Here is a 17,457-nt window from a genome sequence, read left to right as displayed (position 1 = left end):
AGGGGATTTATAATCTCTGTTTTATGTTTAATGGTTTTATTTTACTATATACCGCACATTGTACTTTATATTGAGAACTTATAGAGGCTACACCATACTTCAATTTTTCAGGAGTATGGTGTTGTTTGTGGGGGAGTTGGTTGAGGTGTGTATTTATACTTTGAGATATAGCTTAGTTGTAAAAAATAGTGGTATGAAAAATAATTATTGATTCCTTTTAACTGGATTGAATAAAAAATAGTTATAGGAAATTTCTCCGTGAGTGTTATAATACTCAAAAAGGGTGGGGAAACCGTGGTGAACGATGTAAAAGAAGGATTAATGAAAAAGAGTCATTATCTTTCAAAGGAAGAAATGGAACGTTTAAAAGTAGCGCTTGATTTTGCTGAAGAAGCACATGATGGACAAAAGAGGGCTACGGGTGAACCTTATATCACTCATCCGATCGCGGTATGTGAAATTCTTTTGGACTATAATGCCGATATCATCACTTTAATTTCGGCCTTACTCCATGATGTTGTGGAAGATACGCCTGTACCCATCTCTGAAATTGATCGAAAGTTCGGTAAACAAGTGTCAAACATCGTAGATGGCTTGACTAAGGTAGAAAAAGGAACGTTTAAAAAGCTGGAATATCAAGCAATCAACACAGAGAAATTGCTTTCTGCTTCTATAGAGGACATCAGAGTGGCAGCTGTAAAAATTGCGGATCGATTGCATAATATGAGAACACTCGCTGTAAAAAGGGTTGAAAAGAAGGTTCCTTATGCGAATGAAACCTTAATCTTTTTCGCTCCCCTTGCTGAAAGATTGGGATTATACAAACTCCAAGAAGAGCTAGAGGAAATTGGCTTTGGTTATTTAGATCCGCCTATGTGTCAAAGCACACAAACATTAATTAATAATTACGCTAACATTTTTGGAAAGATATATAATAATTGTTCAAGAGAACTAAAGAAAGAAGGAGGAGCACTCATCGTTGATCTCGAATGGACGAAAGTGCCTTTGTATAAATCATACTCCTTATTACAAGAGGAACATGATCTATCTAATTTGTTTTTTATAAAGGTGGTGACCAGTTCAACAATCGACTGTTACGCTGCTTTAGGAATCATTCATAAGTTGTATAAACCCTTGGTACATCAAATGATAGATCATATCTCCATCGAGGTATCACCATTTTTAAGGCAAATAAATACAAAAGTGCATATCAATAATGTCGAGGTGAATTTTATTATTCAATCTGAGAAAGACCGGAACATAAGTGATGCTGGCGTATTTGCTTTGTTAGAGAATAATTTAACAAAGAAAGAGATCAGAGGTTTAAGTAAAAATTTATTAGGCGAGTCCATTGATACGGTAAAAGCAATCACAACTACTCCGATTGAATTTGAAGGATTAATCTCTTTTGAACTTTTTCAAAAAGAAATAACAGTTTATACGCCTAAAATGGATGTGATTTCATTACCGGAAGGCTCCACCATTATTGATTTTGCCTTTTCATTAAATCCTCGATTAGCAAAAAGAATGTCTAGCGCAAGGGTTAATGGAACATGGATGCCTATAAATACGACTGTCAATGATATGGATATAGTCGAAATACTCACAACAAATGAAGAGATGGTTAGCTCTGAGTGGTTAAATCATGCTCAGACTTCTAAAGCATTTAAGGAAATTAGTGAATTATTAAAAATTCAATAGCCATCTAGGTTTCAGCTATATACATTAAACGAAACAGTAGCGATATACGATCTTTAAAAGACGTTGGGCATTTTCGGATGACACATTCTCTGAGAGTCTTGCCCCTGCAATGATAGGGGCCCATTGGAAAATTTCATTTTTTGATAACCCGCTTCGCCTACAATAAAGATGCAGGTACATTTCAGCTAATTTTGGATAGGCTTGAGAGTATAAGATATACGTCCGACAGATGTCAGCGCGTATATCACCAGCACTGGAATCAACCCAATCAATAATTACTACATCATCATTTAAGTGAATTAAGTTATATAAATGGAAATCTCCATGACAAAGTCTTTTCTCATATTTTATTGCAGCTAATTTATTAATAAGCATGGACTTATGGCGTATATTCAACAGATCGCATGCTTTGATCTGGCGGATTAATTTTTCAGACATAGGTTCCAATGAATCCGCGATAGTCGCATGAATTTTTTGTTGCACATCAACGGAGAGGTTCATGAAATATTCAGCACGATCCTCATTTTCAAATAGACGTTCACCTAGTGTCTTACCTTCCACATATTCCATGACGATAGCTTGTTTACCATTTATTTTGGTGACATCTACTATTTTTGGAACCGAAAGACCACAGGAATAAGCGTATTTTTGCTTATTTGCTTCATATAAAGCTTCAGTAGATGGTAAAAAATCTTTAAAAACTTTCACAATTTTATTCTCACAAAGATAGATTTTTGCTGTATTGCCTGTGGCAATTGGAGTGCCTAAATCCATTTGAATCCACTCCTAAATATAATTGAATAACCAGCTTAACAGGGATGGCGATGTGCTCAGCCATCCTCTTTTTTCTTGAATTAACTTCATTTCGGGGGCCAACCATCAAAAATATAGTATAGAAAGAAATCTATTCCCTGACTTTCTTTCCCACTATTGTATCAAAAGTAGTTACAAATTAGTGGAAAGGTCTTGTTCAGAATACATTCTTTTCTCTAAGCTAAAACTATAAATACCATTCAGATTGACAAAGTTTTTATACTTGCGTTTTTGTTATTTTTGGTAATAAAATAAAAAAATGTAATTAAGCGATTTGAAAAGAGGAATGAAATGAATACAATAGCGAAGAAAAAAGGAACGACTAGGCTCAAAAAAGTATTGCGAGGAATAGCAGTCATTCTTGGCGCATTTATAACAGCGTATGGGCTAGAATCAATCTTAATTCCGAATAATGTATCAGACGGTGGTGTAACAGGTCTGAGTATCGTTGGTTCACAATTAATTGGACTACCACTAGGACTTCTTATTGCCATACTAAATCTTCCCTTCATTTTTTTAGGATATAAGCAAATTGGTAGGAGCTTTGCTATTTATTCAGTGATTGGCATTGCTTCCCTAGCTATTAGCACTAGTCTTATGCATCATATACCGACAATTATTCAAGGAGATACATTGTTAGTCACGGTAATTGGTGGGATTATCATTGGTTTTGGAATGGGGTTAGCATTGCGAAATGGTGGGGCATTGGATGGCATTGATATGTTAGCCGTTTTACTTGCTCGAAAATTACCATTTGGAACCAGTGACTTGATCTTGTTCTTGAATTTATTTGTGTTCATAATTGTTTCTACCGTTTTTGGTCTAAAGGGAGCTTTCATGTCGGGGATTGCTTATTTTATTGCTTCTAAGGTGATTCATACTGTTGAAGAAGGGTTAAGTGGGTCTAAAACCTTTAAAATAATCACAACTCAACCTGAGTTAATGGTTGAAACCATACGAGACCGTTTAGGTCGATCCGCAACCTATAATGTTGTCGAGGGTGGATATACAAATGAGCAATTCAAGGAAATTACTTGTATTATCAACAGGCTAGAAGATAGTAAGATGAAAGAAATTATTTATGAAATTGACAAACATGCCTTTGTTACAGTATATGATGTTGCAGAGGTTAAAGGTGGAAGCTTTAAAAAGCGTAATGTTCATTAAGTCAGCAATTCTATCTGAATTAGTGGTGGATGAGATATCGCTTTATTAAGAGCAGATATATGATAAACTTATTAGTAATCAGCAGGACGTTATGAATGGGATGAATGGTTGCGAAAGGAGGTATGAGCTTGCAAAAATCGTTAGTGTTTGTAGGGTTTTTCTGTTGTTCCTGGTCATCTTGCAAATATTATCAGGTATGTTACTAACATTTATGTACACCCCCAACCTATCTTGGGATCAGACTCCTGTTAATTCTCAGGTTGAGTTTGGAAGTGTAGATGTACTCTCACCTCTTGTCATTCCTTTAATCGCATTGGCCATTACTTTTGCTACAACTAGACTTATTAGTAAAAAGAAGGGATAACTTCCCTTCTTTTTTTCAAAACTATGCTGTCATGATAAGTGAGGTAGAAAATATTGAAGAAGATAATATTAAGTGCAGATAGTACTTGTGATTTGGATGATAGATTGAAAGAACGATATGACGTTCACTGCCAACCCCTTCACATTAATTTAGGGGACAAACAATATGAGGATGGAGTGAATATCAGCCCAGACGATATTTATGAAACCTTTGAAAGGCAACGTATTTTGCCGAAAACATCAGCTCCCAATCCCCAGGAATATATCGATTATTTTAAACAATGGACAGACCAAGGATATGATGTAGTCCATATTAGTTTGGGTTCAGGCATTTCTTCATCCTATCAAAATGCCTGTATTGCAGCAGAAGAGCTTGGAAGCGTCTATCCCGTTGATTCAGGCAATCTCTCAACAGGAATGGGTTTGCTCGTGATTGAAGCAGCTGATCGTATTGCTCAAGGGAGGACTGCTGTGGAAATATCCGAAGAGATGAATCATCTAAAGTCGAAAGTAGAGGCAAGCTTTGTAATTGATAAACTTACCTATTTACATGAGGGAGGAAGATGCTCCGCTATTGCTGCTTTTAGTGCTAATCTCTTAAATATAAAACCTTGTATTGAAGTGAATCCTGCAAGCGGAAACATGGATGTAGGGAAAAAATATCGGGGAGCTTTGCCAAAAACCTTAAGGCGCTACACAATGGATAGACTTAATAGGCGATCAGATGTAAAGCTTGATCGGGTTTTTATCACTCACTCTGGTACTTCTCCAGAACATATTGCTACGGTAAAAGAGACCATCGAAGAAGTGGCGGAATTTAAAGAAATTCTAGTGACACGGGCTGGGTGCACGATTTCATCCCATTGTGGCCCTAATACACTCGGCATATTGTTCGTCACAAATAAATAGAATGTTAGAATCTAATCATTGTTACAAGAGTTGGAAAAATTTTTATAAATGGAGTGAGAATACATGAAGGCAGTTGTACATGAAGGAGAAACAGGCTTTAAAGGCCTCTCCTATCGGGAAATGAAAGAGGAGGAGCCAGGGGCTGGAGAAATCAGAGTAAAATTAAAAACGGCTGGGCTTAATCATCGTGATTTATTTGTCCTTCATCGCCATCAGCCCAATGATCCTCCGTTAATTATTGGTTCAGACGGCGCAGGAATTGTGGATGCTGTTGGGGATGGTGTTTCAACCGTGAAGGTTGGCGATGAAGTGATGATTAATCCCGGTTTAGGCTGGGAGAAAAATAGTGCGGTACCGCCACAAAATTTTGAAATTGTCGGGTTTCCTTTCCATGGCACGTTCGCAGAACAGATTATTGTGCCAGCAGCTAATGTCGCACAGAAACCAGCATATTTGACTTGGGAAGAAGCTGGAGTATTATCCCTTGCAGCCCTTACAGCGTATCGAGCGCTATTTACAAGAGGGCAGATACAGCCAAACATGAAAATTCTTGTTCCAGGAATTGGAAGCGGCGTAGCGACGTTTTTATTGCAATTTGCAAAAGCGGTTGGAGCGGAAGTATATGTGACATCACGCTCAAAAGAAAAGCGTGAGAAAGCGATAGAATTAGGGGCAGACAAAGCAATCGCTAGTCAGGAAGATTGGGAGCAAGAACTTGCTGGAGAAAAAATGGACCTCGTCATTGAAAGTATTGGTGCTGCGACATTTAATAAGTCACTCAATCAACTACGTCCCGGAGGAACGATCGTTACATTTGGTGCCTCAGCTGGGGATGATGTGCAAATAAATATACGCGATTTCTTCTATGGACAATATAATCTCCTAGGCTCCACAATGGGAAGTGCTGAGGAATATAAGGAAATGTTGCAATTTATCCAAGAGCATAAAATTAGACCTGTCATCGATCAAGTCTATCCACTGCAACAGTTTGCTCAAGGATTCAAGCGAATCGAATCAGCGGGACAATTAGGCAAGATCGGCTTTTCTATTGATTTGAATTAGATAGTAAGTGGCAGATATGTTTAAGGTGCTACTGCATTTAAGGTTGTAAATTGCTATTTCAGGAAGTCGAGGAACATTGACGAGGTATGTTTCATTTGATTTGGACAGCGCTAAGAAGTTAGCTTTTCAATTATTATAATGGGGAGAGGGGGAGAACCACTCCCCATTCCCATCTTTAAATTATCTTCTCAAAAGCAATCCGTTTGTTTCCATCTTCTAAAAAAATAACACCACAATATGTGAAATCATTTTTTTGCAGGAGCTTTTGCATAGGCAAATTTTGTTCATGTGTATCGATTTTAATATTGTTGATTCCTCTCTCAACACACATCTTTTCTATAATTTTCATAATCTCAGATGATATCCCTAGCCCTTTGTGTTGTTGATCTACTGCAAGTCTATGGATAACAGCATACTCCCCATGACTCAACCACTTACCATTATAAATTTCTTTATAGGTTTTTTCTCCATCGAAGGAAATTGCGGCAGTGGCGACAGGGGTGCCGTCTTTTAATAAAACATAGCTATATTCATTTTGCATATCATCTTTGATGGTTTGGATATTGGGATAATTATTTTGCCACTGATCAATATGATTGTCTTTAAAATATTGTTTGGCCTGTTTGAAAATGGACATAATCTGATTGATATCTTCTATTGTTGTTTTTCTAAACTCCATGTTTTTCTCCATCTTTAAATTACTTATTGCAGTCCCGCATGAAGCAGGTTAGAACGGCGTTTTGTTCTGGTTTAGTAAACGATAAAATTGTCATTTGTTTTTAGTTGTAATAAAATTATTTAATTTTGTTTTAAAGATACGAGGTTTTCTCCATCTTATTGTAGTAGGGCTCCTTATAGTTGTTTAATTCTTAATCGACTAATGTCTCTTTTTATTCAATAAGAAAACGTTGTTTTTTTACAATTGGAATATAAATATCAAAATGAGGATCACTTGGATCACGGTCAACTGGATAATGCTCATGTTTAATTGGCATATAAGGATCATAGTAATTTACACCAGATTTTCTAAATGCGGTATAGTCACTATCAAATAACCAGTGATGTAAATCCGTATAGGTCATTTGTATATCTTCTCCTCTGTTATGTGTCGTCTTCACATAAGTCCATTCAGGAACCCATATTTCAATCATCCCATCAGGTATTTTCTGCTCCTCACTCACTTAAAATATACTGCATAATGTGCGAATCCATTTTCAATTACATGATAAGATAGACCTAATTGAACAGTAGGATTCACCTTATCCTCTATCTCATTGGCGTGGTCTTCAACTTGTTGAATGACATTTTTTAAATTTGGTACAATTTCAGAGAATGTTCCCTCCCATTTTAATCCTACTGTTCGATAGGCGGGTAACGTTATAATTTCATAACTCAAATTATTTCCTCCCTTTCCCCTAAAGGGCCATCAATTTCTTTTAACAGTTTTCTCTCAGAACATTTGCCGCAGGAAGCGGGGTGCAGGATGTACGAGTGCAGACGAAGCGACAGGACTTCGCGTTTGAGTCTGCCGCCAGGATGGCACGTTTTTAGCCGTTCATCCCTATTAAGAAAGTTTATACAACCCTAAACGGCTTGGGCATCCAGCGCCTAGCCCCGAGAGGCTCGCAGGATGCGAGTCCATCGGCGTTGCGCCAGGACGGCGCGAACTTAGCCGATGTTCTGCAAAATAACCCTGAACCTATGAAGGGAAAAAGCCCCTTCCTAGGTTCAGGAACATTTGCTTGTCGGGGCTGATCAAGGCGCTTGCGCTTTTGTTCTTTAAATTGCCCAGTCTCCATTTCGAAAGATAGGAACAATCGTACCATCTTGCTTGATGCCGTCAATATCCATTTTGTCAGAGCCGATCATGAAGTCAACATGAACATCGGAAGTGTTCATACCATGTTCTAATAATTCTTCTTGGCTCATTTTCGTCCCGCCTTGAATAGTGGTTGGATACGCCGAACCGATCGCTAGGTGATTTGATGCATTTTCATCAAATAAGGTGTTGAAAAATATAATATTTGATTGAGAAATAGGTGATGGATCTGGAACTAAGGCCACTTCACCTAAGCCTGTCGCTCCTTCATTATCATCAACAAGCTTTTTAATCGCCTCATCACCCTTTTCAGCAGAAATATCAACAATTTTTCCATCTTTAAAATGAACCTCTATGCCTTCGATAAGGGTACCAGCATAACTTAGAGGCTTCGTGCTACGAACGACCCCATCCATGCGGTGAGTATCAGGAGCAGTGAATACTTCTTCCGTCGGCATATTGGCGATAAAATCTTCACCCTTGGGGTTATAGCTTTCAGCACTAGCCCAAATATGGTTTTTAGGTAAGCCCAAAGTTAAATCTGTTCCAGGTGCTGTATAATGGAGAGCATCAAATTGAATTTCATTTAATATCGCGGCCTTTTCATTCAATGTCTTTTTATGTTCTTCCCAAGCAGCAGTAGGGTTGTCCTCGTAAACGCGGCAAGTTTTAAAAATTTGATCCCAGAGGGCATCTACTTGTTCTTCAGAAGTAGATAAGTCAGGAAAAACATGTGCTGCCCAACCAGCGCCAGCAGCTGCAGCCACTGTCCATTTTACATCATCATTTTGCGTAGCGATGCGTTGAGCTTTGAAGGCTTTACCAGCTACATTTTGGTAAGTCGCAACTTTTGTAGGATCAACCTCATTTAATAAGCCCGGATCACTTGAAACAATTGATAATCGACTTACACGATGGTTCAACACATGGTCTTCAGATTCCTGAATTTCGTAATCAGGTATGTTGGTAAGCACTTCAACGGGTTGATGTAAGTAATGCAATTGGCTTATTTCATCATCAGACCATTTGATAATTACCTTTTCAGCTCCTAATTGATAGGATTCCTTTGTAATAAGACGGGCTAATGGTGCCTGGTCGACTGTAATCGTCATTTTCACCCAATCTCCAGACTGGACATTAATTCCTTTTGCAACTAATAGTCTTGCGTATTTCTGCAAGTTTTCCTCGAAATTTGGTAAAGTCATTTTAAAAACCTCCAATTATTAGTGAAAGCTAGAAATGTTTGCTTGACGCTTTTTAAGCGATTACAACACGGCATAGATAGTGGAAATACGTGATTGTCTTAATAAAGGTATCTATATAACCATCTGATATTATACTCTACTTTTTTCCGTAAATATACTCCCTTGCTTGTCATTAAAAGAGAACAAACAAATAATCCCGTATCAATTGAACTTGATCCGGGATTATTAGAGTACCATTTTATAGTTGTGGAGAATAAATGGTAAGTGGGGATCACCTAAGAGTCAAACCCCCAATTGGTTCACCGTGAAGTATAACCAGCATCAGCATGAATCGTTGTTCCAGTGATATAAGAAGAGTCATCAGACGCTAGCCATAGACTTGCTTGTGCAATTTCTTTCGGTTGTCCAAACCGGTTCAATAGACTTAATTGTGGTGCATATTCTTCCTCTGTGAAACCAAATTGATCCAAGGCTCCGCGTAGCATTGGTGTATCGATTGCACCAGGAGCTACGGAATTGATGCGAATGTTTTTTGAACCATACTCCATTGCAGCTACTTTCGTCATCCCCACAACGCCATGCTTTGCTGCTACATAAGCAATGTTATTAGGTTGGGGACGAAATCCACTAACAGAGGAAATATTGATAATCGAACCACCATTATCCTGTTTTAACAGTTGTTGTAATTCATATTTCATACAAAGGGCTGTCCCAGTCAGATCTACGGAAATAAGTCGATTCCAGTAATCTTCATCAAACTCAGCTACGGGCTTGTCATCTGGAGTTAAAGCTGCATTATTTACTGCAACATCCAATTTGCCAAAAGTATCAACGGCAAATTGAACCATGGCTTGTACTTGCTCAGATTTCGAGATATCTGTTTTTATAAAAGCTGCTTCTCCTCCGCTAGCATTGATTGCTGCTGTTACTTCATTTCCCTTTTCATCATTAAAATCTGCAATCACAACCTTTGCTTTTGCTTCTGCGAAAAGCTTGGCTGTAGCCTCGCCCATCCCCATGGCTCCGCCTGTTACAATTGCTACTTTTCCTTCTAGTACTGGAAATGTCATAAATCTTCCTCCTTCACTCTTTATATTTTCACTATATGATTAAAGGTTCTCCTATTTCAATCATCAATAACCTGAAAGTGTACAGTAACATACAAAAGATATATATTTGTATAGAAAAATGTTGAAATAATACTCTTTATTATAAAAGGAGAACAGAGGGGAAAATGATGATTGATAAACGAATACAGCGTTCAAAAAAAGCTTTAAAAGAAATATTTATTCAGCTGTTAGCCCAGAAACCTTTTGACCAAATCACGATAACAGAAATTGTGAGAACAGCAGGCTATAATCGTGGCACCTTTTATTCGCATTTTGAAACAAAAGAAAACTTATTACAGGAAATAATTCAGGAAACCCTTCATGAAATGATCAAGGAAATACGTCAACCTTATAAAGAATTAAAAAGAGTGAATATGAAGGAACTGCAAGCAAAAGATCTTACCTTTTTTCATTACTTTGAAAAAAACGCCCAATTATTTAATATGTTATTAAGCGATCATCTCCAGGTGGATTTTCGATATCAAATGGCAAAAGCGATTGAGGAATTGTTTATTGAGGGATATCAATATGAAATAAAGGAAGAAACACAACTTGATCCAAAATGGTTATATATCTATCGATCGCATGGAATCGCAGGTCTCGTTATTCGGTGGATTGAAGATGGCTTTTCTCCGTCCTCCTATTATATGTCCGAGCAGATTATTGAATTGATGCTTATAAAGACTGAGGTTTTCCAAGTAAAGAATTAACAAATTCGATTTGTAAATTTATATAAGTGTATACATAGTCTAGGCTGGTATTACAATAAACAATTACATTCAACAAGAAATACAAAGAGGTGAAATTATGGTTTGGATAGGTGTTGTTACCGTTCTTCTTTTTCTATTGTTTGTGTATTCGTATTTAAGAGAGCCGAGGAGAATAATTAATGGTTTATTATTTAATGTTTTTATTATTTCCTTCTTGCTGCTCTGTTCGGTGTATGCAACTCGGACGGATCTTCAAGCATTAAAATTCTTAATTGTTATTCCGATTATCACCTTAGTTATTATCATCCCATTCGGTGTAATTGCGTTAATTGTCGGACTTTTTATAAATGCTCGAGTTCTTATAAGGAAGGAAGGGAGAAGGCTAGCTAATTCGTTAACAATGATTACGGCATTTGGAATTATATTCATCTTAATCATTCGGCAATTGAATCCTTCTCAATATGTTTCCGATCATTTACAACCGCTATTTGGTGGAGTGTCCTTAGTCGTGCTTTATTTCTTTCTTAATTTGTTAAACTTCTTTACCGCATATACGTTATATCAATTTAATCGGCCAAAATATAGACAGGATTTTATTATTGTTCTTGGAAGCGGCTTAATAAAGGATAAAGTTCCACCCCTATTAGCTAGCAGGATTGATAAAGCAATAGAATTCTATAATAAGCAGAAAACAAAAACTACTCCACCGAAGATTATTCTATCTGGGGGCCGAGGTGCTGACGAAAGCCTTCCAGAGGCTGAAGCTATGCAACAGTATGCTATTCAGCACGGTATTCCGGCAAAAGATACTATTCAAGAAAGTCGTTCTATTAATACGTATCAAAATATGAAGTTTTCTAAAGAGCTATTAGACCAATTGAGCCCGAATGAATCGTATAATAGTATTTTTACAACTAATAATTTCCACCTTTTCCGCGCTGGTATTTATGCTCGGAAGGTTGGATTAGATAGCCAAGGAATTGGAGCAAAAACCGCCCTTTACTATTGGCCAAACGCCATGGTTAGAGAATACCTAGCAATTATATCACTAAAACACAAACAACATTTAGTCGTGGTTATCGGTATTATGACCGTATCGATACTATTATCTATTGTCAGCTGGTTATTCGTTTATTAGAATAATATAAAATTTTCATGGTTTATATCTTGCTTTCCGTACCACTCGATTAACCATGTCCAGCCTAAAAACATTTTCTACTGAAAGGGGGGCTAGAGAATAAGTCTTCAACAACGAAAAAGAGTGGAGGATTCTCCTTCTTTTTTTATGAGTAAATGCTAAGAAAATCGCAAAATGACGAGACGTTAGTGGGAATAGCATCAGCTAAAGACTTTACAGGTTGAAGGTTAAAGCGATGCCCGCGACAAGGAGGCCTTTTGGCAAATTTTCGACTTCGGGGACATACTCCATGACTGATTTCCTTTAATTTTTACTCATGAATCATCCATATTCTGAATAGCAATAAAGGACAAGGGGGAAAATGTCTGACGATATGATCAGTGTTTCCTCTTCCATTTTGTTTTGAAAGGGTGTGGAAAAGGAATGATTCAAGCCATTTTGGAATTGTTTACGACCGCGGAAAAGGCAGAGGCGATGTTAGCCAATCCCATCATCGAACTAATATTCATGGCTTTGTTTATTATATTTATTTTGGCCATAGGGATTCATATTTCCTTGTATATGAAGCTAAGAAGAATACGTAATCATCTAAAAGAAACAAATAATTTGGACATGGAACCCCTGCGAACTTTTAAGGAACAGTTCGAAAAGAGGCAAGAGGTAGATACAATTAAGGCAGAAACGTTCGTACAAGAACGTTTTTCAAGCTGGCGATTGTGGAATATACCCGTTATTGGGCTTATTAAAATCGTGCAAATGACGGTATCGGTTTTTATACTTCTTGGTGTGCTGGGAACATTTATTGGACTAACGATCTCTTTAGGAAGTATTCAAACGGCTGAAGATCAGCTCGTTGAAAATGTTACAGGAGTGTTATCGGGAATTGATGTGGCTTTTTACACAAGTATTGTCGGGATGAGCTTCTCACTGTTGATGACATTACTAGTGAAATTCTTCAATACAGAATATATGTTAACAGATATCATGTTAATGGTTGAAAGTCATTTGGAGGGGCATGAGCAAAATGGAATGACCCGCCTTATTCAAGTCTCGGAAACTATCAACCAATCGATTATAAGTCTGCAGCAAACCAATCAACAATCTCTGCAAAATATGGAAAAAGCTTTCACAGGTTTTCAAGAATATACAACAGGTTTACAACAATCAGCAAAGGACTTAGCGGCTTTTAATGAAGGTCTTTCGAATAATTTGCAGGATTTTCAAGAGCTGTTTCAGCAAATGAAGCTGATTACGGAGGGATTTCGTGAAGGGACAACAGAGCTGAATAAAAATTTTGCAGCTTTATTTGCCTATTTTAAAAAAGCGGATAGAAGAAATGAGCGATTGGCAACCGCCTTTGAAAAAACCTATGAAAAAATGCAGGAAACTTCGAATGTACAGATTCAAACACTTGGTCGATATGGAGAATCGGTTGATGAGCTTAAAGATTTTACAAGCGCCCTTGTAGAAGAACAAGGCACGATCCGCCATACAGTTGATAAAATGATGCAAAAGAGTGATGAATTAGTAAGGAAGATGGGAGAGCATAATCAGGAATTTAAACAAGTCTTTGGAACTGATGTGACGGGTAAGTTAGCAGGGATTACTACTCATTTAAGCAAACTGTCACAAGAATTTGATCAACTTGGCAATTCGATTGTTCACTTGCCCAAAGCTCTAGAAGTCATTAATCAAACTCAAAATGAATATAAACATTTACTGTCAGATCGTTTTCGCGAGCTCGAGGATTTCAATCGAACATTTAGTGACCATTTAAAAGATCATTCCACACAATCAGCAACTTTTGAACAGAATGTGCTGAAGGCTTCTCGAACATATGAACAAATGGGCATGAAAAATAATCAGGTGATCACCGAAATGAATGCTGTTCTATCGAAAATGAACCAGTCATTCCAACAGCGAGAGCAACAATTGGATACAGGAGTGGACCTACTAAAAGAAACGCTCTCAAACTATGTATCCAGTCTAGAGGGAACACTTGGGGGGAAATTAGACCAGGTTGCGCGAAATATTGGAGATTCAATTGAATTAACAACAAATGGAATGAGGAAAGAATTCACGGAAATCCGTAGAGGATCAGAAGACATTCAACAAAATAGTTTTCGTTCGATCCAGCAATTATTACAGGAGCTTGGGCAGGAGTTTCATACGTTCAATCGGCAGATGAATTCTATTAATCGTATTGAACAGGAAACCGTTCGTGTAAATAGTGGGATGGGATTGAGCCGTAATGACTACTAAGTATATGCGTCTCTTTAAAAATGAGCAAGATGATTCTCATTTTTGGCCTTCTTTTACAGATCTTCTAACAACGATTTTATTATGTTTTATGCTTATTTTTATCATTATGATGGTTATTAAATCATTGCAAATTAAAGAAATGAAACAAACGATTGATCAAATCATGGGAGTTCGTTCTCAATTGGTGGATGAATTAAAAACAGAATTTCAGGATTCCGCAGCAGGAATTGAGGTTGATGAAAAAACAGGAGCGATGATCTTCAATACAGAGATTCTCTTTCCTTATGATCAGTCGGAATTAAAGCCAGCTTCCTTAGAATTTTTAGATGAATTTGTTCCCAAATATTTAGACGTGCTATTGAAGAGCGGTTATGAAGATTATGTGGCTGAGATTATTATTGAGGGACATACCGATCGAGATGGTAGCTATTTATATAATTTACGATTAGCACAGGATCGATCCTATAGTGTGGCGGATTATATTTTAAGTGAGGATTTTCCCTATAAAGAAATTCAGAAGCAATTAGAAAATAAATTAACCGTTAACAGCAAGTCATATACAGACTTTCGAACAAACGAGCAGGGAGAATATAGTGCAGACGAATCACGACGAGTAGAATTTAAGTTTCGATTGAAGGATGAAGAAATCTTAAATAAAACAAGAGAACTTTTAGGTAATTAGCACAAAAAAACATGAGAAAATTCTCATGTTTTTTTGTGCTTTAGAAAACTATAAAATTCTTGGCCTGTGGATAACTGTTTACGTTGCGGCTTGACATCCAGCTCCAGCGCCCAGCGACTAGCAAACTTTCGGTTTCTTCCTACGATAAGTCAACATCCATTCGCTTTCCAAGCTCATGGTGTTTCCTTTATCTCGTCAGAACCCTAAAAAGTTTGTACGTCGCTAAACGGGCGCTTGCGCTTTTGTTCTTTACTAGATTTATAAACCTATTCGACAACAATGTAATGAATTTGAAATATAAATGTAATGGAAAAAATCCCTATTTGTCGAAAGATGATGTTATAATGAAGTCAAATCTTATGTGCTGTCACTTTTGCACTAGTAAAATACAACTATTGAGTTAGGATTTTCTTGAAAAGAAAGTCCGTCATACATAATTATAAACGAATAATCTTTTAGTCTATTAAAAAAGAAAAATATAAGGGAGTTTAGGGGAGAAAAATGAAAAAAAGGAAACTACTATCTGTTGGTTTGACGTCTATCATCGGGGCAAGTGTATTATTTTCTACTTTTTCTAGTTCGGCTGTGTTTGCGAACGAAGAGCTAGATCAAAAGATTGAGATGAAAAAGGAAGAAATTTCAGCTTTACAGCAACGTGAAGCGGAAATGAAAGCACTCGTGGAGAAGCTGGATGCTAAAGTAAATGAGACAAATGCCAAAATTAAGGCTAATGAGAAAGATGTTGCAAAGACCAAAGATGAGGTAAAAGCATTAGAGAAAGAAATTGCGGACGTGAAGAAAAAAATTGAAGCGCGTTATAAAATGCTCGAAAAGCGAGCGCGTTCCATTCAGCAAAGTGGTAATGGCGTTACATCGTATATAGACGTCCTTTTAAATGCCGAAAGCTTTGGAGATTTTGTTGATCGAACTGTTACTTTGGCTAAGATCGTTGATGCTGATAAAAGTATTCTGGATCAACAAAAAGAAGACATCAAAACATTGGAAGATTCGGAAGCAAAGTTAAACGATAAATTAGACAAGATTCAAAAAGAACTTAAAGAAATTGAAGGATTAAAGGAAGATCTTACATATCAAATGAATGATAAGAAGAGCATGTTGGCTTCAGCAAAACAAGAACAAAATAGCGCAAATGCTGATTTAAGTGATTTAGAGAATCAAAAAGCAGAGTGGTTAGATAAGGAAAGAGAAAAGAAACTGAAAGCAGAAGCAGAAAAGCAAATTGCTAAAGAAGCTGAAAAGGAAGAATCATCTTCTGAAGAGAAAGAAACAACATCAGAAAAGAAAGAATCAACATCAGAAAAGAGTAATGAAAGTAAAGCGACAACGACATCGACGACCGCAGTGAAAGAAGAGAAGAAGACTGCTAAATCAACGACTCCTGTGTCTAAGCAAGGGGTAGGGGCGATTGAAACGGCGATAAGTGTAGGATCATCAATTGTTGGAAACTCTCCTTATAAATGGGGAGGAGGTCGCACAACTGCTGATATCCAAAATAGAGTATTCGATTGTTCGGCGTTTGTTCATTGGGCATATGCATCAGCCGGGGTAAATCTTGGATGGTCAACAGATCAACTTGTTAATAATGGAAGAGCCGTAAGTGCTTCTGAAATGAAGAGAGGCGATCTTGTTTTCTTTGATACATACAAAACTAATGGACATGTTGGGATCTATTTAGGGAACGGCACATTCCTTAATGATAATACCTCCCATGGTGTATCGATTGATTCTATGAGCAATACCTATTGGAAGGGTGCTTTTAAAGGTGTTGTACGACGTGTAGTTGAATAATTAGAGAGTTTTACTATGGCAGGTTCTAAAGTGGTATTTAATCGCTTTGGAACCTGTTTTTTGACGTTATATTTTATAATAGATTTTTCGAGTGAGAAGGGGCAGTAAGACTTTATCTGATTAAAAGTTGCCTTTATCAGAGTATGGGATAGTGATTCTATTATTCTATCCATCCTTAGTAAAACACCTTGTACAGATTAGTTAGAAGATAAGGAGAGAAATATGGGGCGGGAAAATTAAGATAATTTAAATTTTTTACTGAATTTTGTCTTCTCTTGTTTTACAATAAGGTAGAAAACTCGTTCTATGTTTTTTTGTATAAGCGTACAATAAGGAATATTTGAACTTATACAAAAGCGCAAGTGCCTTGAACTAGAAGAAAGGCTAAATTCGCGCCGTCCTGGCGGCAGACTGAAACAGCACCGTCCTAGCGTTTGGTCTGCAGTAGTACATCCTGTACGTCGTAAGGCTGTTCTGACCTACATCCTGTTGGCCTCCGACAAGCAAATGTTCCTGAACCTATTAAGAGGCTTTTTTTCAGGGTTATTTCGTGGAACATCGGCTAAGGACACAACTTCCGCATGTCTTCGCCGATGGACTCGCATCCTGCGAGCCTCTCGGGGCTAGGCGCTGGAGCTGGATGTCGACCGCGACATTAGCTAGTTACCCACAAGCAACAATTTTATAATTTCCTAAGCTATAAAAAGA

Annotated in this window: 15 protein-coding genes; 9 read left to right on the top strand and 6 right to left on the bottom strand. The window is 37.3% G+C overall.

Annotated elements, in window-relative coordinates; genetic code table 11:
- Positions 1–258: 258 nt before the first annotated feature.
- Positions 259–1,701 carry an HD domain-containing protein gene (locus IPU53_RS10495; RefSeq protein ID WP_207450522.1) on the top strand — a complete coding sequence of 481 codons (1,443 nt, stop codon included), beginning with the start codon at positions 259–261 and terminating at the stop codon, positions 1,699–1,701.
- A gap of 24 nt (positions 1,702–1,725) precedes the next feature.
- Here the strand turns inward: IPU53_RS10495 and IPU53_RS10490 are convergent, their stop codons facing one another.
- Entirely contained in the window at positions 1,726–2,475 is a 750-nt protein-coding gene (locus tag IPU53_RS10490; protein ID WP_207450520.1) for a phosphotransferase family protein, read from the bottom strand.
- Between the two features lie 330 nt (positions 2,476–2,805).
- Here IPU53_RS10490 and IPU53_RS10485 point away from each other — a divergent pair, with 330 nt between their 5' ends.
- The 3 genes from IPU53_RS10485 to IPU53_RS10475 all read left to right on the top strand — a co-directional run bounded on the left by IPU53_RS10485 (position 2,806) and on the right by IPU53_RS10475 (position 6,015).
- Entirely contained in the window at positions 2,806–3,681 is an 876-nt protein-coding gene (locus IPU53_RS10485; RefSeq protein ID WP_207450518.1) for a YitT family protein, read from the top strand.
- Positions 3,682–4,098: 417 nt separating this feature from the next.
- A complete protein-coding gene (locus IPU53_RS10480; RefSeq protein WP_207450516.1) occupies positions 4,099–4,953 on the top strand; it encodes a DegV family protein in 855 nt (284 codons plus the stop codon).
- Positions 4,954–5,016: 63 nt separating this feature from the next.
- On the top strand, positions 5,017–6,015 hold the full coding sequence (locus tag IPU53_RS10475; protein WP_207450514.1) for a zinc-binding dehydrogenase: 999 nt from the start codon (positions 5,017–5,019) through the stop codon (positions 6,013–6,015).
- Positions 6,016–6,190: 175 nt separating this feature from the next.
- Here the strand turns inward: IPU53_RS10475 and IPU53_RS10470 are convergent, their stop codons facing one another.
- The 5 genes from IPU53_RS10470 to IPU53_RS10455 all read right to left on the bottom strand — a co-directional run bounded on the left by IPU53_RS10470 (position 6,191) and on the right by IPU53_RS10455 (position 10,109).
- On the bottom strand, positions 6,191–6,694 hold the full coding sequence (locus IPU53_RS10470) for a GNAT family N-acetyltransferase (RefSeq protein WP_207450513.1): 504 nt from the start codon (positions 6,692–6,694) through the stop codon (positions 6,191–6,193).
- Positions 6,695–6,905: 211 nt separating this feature from the next.
- The gene (locus IPU53_RS24965; RefSeq protein ID WP_242698221.1) at positions 6,906–7,196 is read right to left on the bottom strand and encodes a GyrI-like domain-containing protein; all 291 of its coding nucleotides are present in this window, start codon (positions 7,194–7,196) and stop codon (positions 6,906–6,908) included.
- Positions 7,193–7,411 (bottom strand): GyrI-like domain-containing protein, encoded by a 219-nt coding sequence (locus tag IPU53_RS24960; RefSeq protein ID WP_242698220.1) that lies wholly within the window; start codon positions 7,409–7,411, stop codon positions 7,193–7,195. Before IPU53_RS24960 ends, IPU53_RS24965 begins: the two co-directional genes overlap by 4 nt.
- A 383-nt stretch (positions 7,412–7,794) precedes the next feature.
- Positions 7,795–9,039 (bottom strand): aminopeptidase, encoded by a 1,245-nt coding sequence (locus IPU53_RS10460; RefSeq protein WP_207450512.1) that lies wholly within the window; start codon positions 9,037–9,039, stop codon positions 7,795–7,797.
- Between the two features lie 299 nt (positions 9,040–9,338).
- On the bottom strand, positions 9,339–10,109 hold the full coding sequence (locus tag IPU53_RS10455) for an SDR family NAD(P)-dependent oxidoreductase (RefSeq protein ID WP_207450511.1): 771 nt from the start codon (positions 10,107–10,109) through the stop codon (positions 9,339–9,341).
- A gap of 164 nt (positions 10,110–10,273) precedes the next feature.
- Between IPU53_RS10455 and IPU53_RS10450 the strand changes: the two genes are divergently transcribed.
- From IPU53_RS10450 to IPU53_RS10430, 5 genes are all read left to right on the top strand, one after another.
- Complete coding sequence (locus tag IPU53_RS10450; RefSeq protein ID WP_207450510.1) at positions 10,274–10,858, top strand: TetR/AcrR family transcriptional regulator; 585 nt, start codon at positions 10,274–10,276, stop codon at positions 10,856–10,858.
- Between the two features lie 97 nt (positions 10,859–10,955).
- Complete coding sequence (locus IPU53_RS10445; RefSeq protein WP_207450509.1) at positions 10,956–11,996, top strand: YdcF family protein; 1,041 nt, start codon at positions 10,956–10,958, stop codon at positions 11,994–11,996.
- A gap of 423 nt (positions 11,997–12,419) precedes the next feature.
- Positions 12,420–14,258, top strand: coding sequence for a MotA/TolQ/ExbB proton channel family protein (locus tag IPU53_RS10440; RefSeq protein ID WP_207450507.1), 1,839 nt, complete (start codon positions 12,420–12,422; stop codon positions 14,256–14,258).
- Positions 14,248–14,940 carry an OmpA family protein gene (locus IPU53_RS10435; protein ID WP_207450505.1) on the top strand — a complete coding sequence of 231 codons (693 nt, stop codon included), beginning with the start codon at positions 14,248–14,250 and terminating at the stop codon, positions 14,938–14,940. Before IPU53_RS10440 ends, IPU53_RS10435 begins: the two co-directional genes overlap by 11 nt.
- A gap of 501 nt (positions 14,941–15,441) precedes the next feature.
- Positions 15,442–16,749, top strand: a complete 1,308-nt coding sequence (locus IPU53_RS10430) for a coiled-coil domain-containing protein (protein ID WP_207450503.1) — start codon at positions 15,442–15,444, stop codon at positions 16,747–16,749.
- Positions 16,750–17,457 lie beyond the last annotated feature (708 nt).

Source organism: Bacillus sp. SD088 (assembly GCF_017355205.1).
Lineage (GTDB): Bacteria > Bacillota > Bacilli > Bacillales > Bacillaceae_C > Lederbergia.
Note: the sequence above shows the minus strand (reverse complement) of the source record. Positions and strands in the feature narration are given on the sequence as shown.